Origin of the sequence: Nguyenibacter vanlangensis (genome assembly GCF_013376155.1) — a bacterium.
Taxonomy (GTDB): Bacteria; Pseudomonadota; Alphaproteobacteria; order Acetobacterales; family Acetobacteraceae; genus Gluconacetobacter; species Gluconacetobacter vanlangensis.
In genome coordinates this window covers 1-2,887 of sequence record NZ_JABXXP010000376.1, presented here as the reverse complement: position 1 = coordinate 2,887, position 2,887 = coordinate 1, and the positions used below count along the sequence as shown (strand labels likewise).

General features: G+C 60.9%; 1 protein-coding gene. It reads left to right on the top strand.

Going from position 1 to position 2,887, the window contains the following annotated elements; translation table 11 throughout:
• Positions 1 to 1,267 precede the first annotated feature (1,267 nt).
• Complete coding sequence (locus tag HUK84_RS14120; protein WP_176640860.1) at positions 1,268 to 2,743, top strand: carbohydrate porin; 1,476 nt, start codon at positions 1,268 to 1,270, stop codon at positions 2,741 to 2,743.
• Positions 2,744 to 2,887: the final 144 nt, after the last annotated feature.

Here is a 2,887-nt window from a genome sequence, read left to right as displayed (position 1 = left end):
CGCCCTTGGCATGGGCGGCATGCCTGCCGTGATGGCGTGGCTTATGCTGGTGCCGGCCGGGGGCGGGCTGCAGGTCCTGCGCGTGCAGGAGCGGCGCGCCGATCGGGGCAAGGGCCGTGGCGAGACACAGAACGGCACGACGGTAAACAGGCGTGCAGGCGCGCGTGCGCATTTACGTCAACTCCATACGAGAGATAAAATGAGGCCGTATTACTTTATTTCGCCTGATTTTTATTTCGGGCGTCGTATTCTGTTTTGCGACGCACCAACCGACTTTTCAGGATCGGGAGGCGGCCTGAACGTCATGTCTTCAGGACCACACTGTCACGCCGGACAGGCAGGCCGGACACGGCAAGCGAACACAGGCGAGCGGGGCGATTTCACCCCGAGGCGGCAGGCAGGTGTCAGGCGGCATGGCAGTCCTTCCGTGCTCCGCGCCCCTCCACGCAACATGCGTTATTTGGGTCACAGATACGTGACAGTCATGTAATCCCGACACACCGGCTTGTGCGTGAAAATTCGGCAGCAGATGTATGGCGGTTTTTTTACATCCTTGACGGCGTTTTAGGTTTTTGGGAACCGAGGCGCGTACGCCGCCGCCGCGCATGGGGGAATATGCGAAATTTCAATAAAATAGCCCGATTGCGGCGGCAAACGATGTTGCGCGACGGCAGCTCACGCCGCCGCCAGTCGGCAGGTCATGGCGCGGGGCGGCGCGGAGGATCCCGGTCCTGATGACTGTGACCATTATGCATCAGCAGTGTAGAAACATGTCAATCATCCCCTATGCGGGAACTTTTCCTATTGATTAGCCATAATCAATGCGTGTGCTGCTTTTCATACGTCATTGGCCGTGCGTCCATTGAGACGATCGGTGGCAGGATTATCGCGATGCATGTTGTGGTCACTAAAACGTGCGGAGATATTTGGAAGGCCCCTCCGCCAATAGCGAAACCAGTTCCTTGATCGGGGGTTATTTTTGTCGTAAGCGTAGAGTGTAAGAACAAATCTTACGTCTTCTATAAGCAAGAAAAATATGATGAAGACAATTTTTCCCGGTTCCGGGCCGGAGGGCCGATCAGGATTCCGGCCAGCGTCCGAAAAATCCGTCCTTCGCGGATGTCCGCCTCGAGGACGCGGAGCGGGCTCCGCCGTTCGTTCCGATGGGGCAGCGTATCGACCCTGACCTTCGTCGTGCAAAACCCGGCGCGCCGGCCGGCACGTCCAGTCCGGACGGCGTGCTTTAACAAAAAGAACAAAAACAACGATGAAAAAGCAAATTTCCCCGGCCGAGACTTTTATGGCCCGTGCCGTGTCGCGCGGCACCTTGCTTGGCGCCTGCACCGGCATTGCGCTGTGCGTCGCCAGCGGCGCGGTCGCGCAGACCTCCCTCAACCCCAGCATCCGGGTCGCGACGCCGTTGAACCAGACCCCGTTCGCCCCCGGATCGTCGGTGCCGCCCCTGCCGCAGCCCGAGGCGCTATGGCCCGACCCGTTCGGGTGGAATACGTGGCTGCGCGACCGTGGCGTTGCCATCCTGCTGGACAATACCAACGAATTTACGGGCAATATCGGATCGGTCACCCCCGGGTACGGCCTGCGCATGGGCAGTTCCAACGCCGGCCAGTACGGGCTGGAAAACGATATCGACTGGGAGAAGCTGGCGGGTTGGACCGGGTTTTCCACCCATGCCGTGGCCGTCGGCCGCTACGGCATTCCTGCCAGCCGCATGTTCGGCGACAACATGGACCCGAGTTCGGAAATCTATGGCGGCGGCGGCAACGTGTTCTTCCACTTCGTCTATGGCTATGGCGAGGAAACACTGTGGAAGGGCCGGTTCGACGTGGCGGCCGGGCGCATACCGTTCCTGAACGATTTTTCGTCCAACCCGCTCTACTGCAACTTCATGAACAATGCGTTCTGCGGCAACCCCAAGGCGTCTTCGGACAATACCGCGCATTCGTCCTATCCCGATTCGAACTGGGCGCTGCGGCTGCGGTTCCGGCCGACGACGACGACCTATATCCAGACCGGCGTCTATTTCGACCAGGCCGGCATCTATGGCGTGCAGCAATATCGCACCGGCCTGAAATTCAACGGCGCCGACATCAACGGCGAAACGGTGCCGGTCGAAATCGGCTGGGAGCCGACTTTCGGCCACGGGACGCTGCCGGGCCACTACAAGTTCGGCTATGCGCGGGACACCGTGGACCACAAGGATGTCTATTACGACGGTTTCGGCAATGCCTGGGCGCTGACGGGCCTGCCGCCGCGCCAGGACCATGGCGCGAATGCGGCGTGGTTCCTGGTCGACCAGATGCTGCATCATTTCAAGGGGGGTGCCTCGGATGCCGGCGTGACCTTCCTGGGCGGCTTCTACTACAATACCGAGAAGATCTCGATGCGTTCGGAACAGTACGAGGCGGGCTTCCTGGCGCGGGGATTCTGGGCCGCGCGGCCGCATGATGCGATCGGCGTCAATTTCTCCTATATCCGTGTCTCGCCGCTGGCGTCGAAGACCCAGACGCTGCAGCTTCTGGAAGGCGTGGCCCCCGGATCGCTGCTGAACGGGGCCTATGGCCCGCAGAGCTATGGCATGAACCTGGAAGCCAATTACCAGATCCATGTCTATCGGGGCATCACCTTCGCCCCGGATTTCCAGTATTACTTCAACCCCGGCGGCCAGCGCGTGCTGCACGACACCGCGATGCTGGGCTTCAAGAGCCATATCGAACTGTTCTGAACGATCTGTCCTGGACGTTTCGACCTGATCGATCGGGGGCCGGTTTCCGGCCCCCCTTTTTTCGTCAGGGGGCCGTCCGATCCGCCGTCAGGGCGGCGGCCGCGTAGAGCCGGGCGGCGCGGCGCAGTTCCGCCAGGAGCGGCG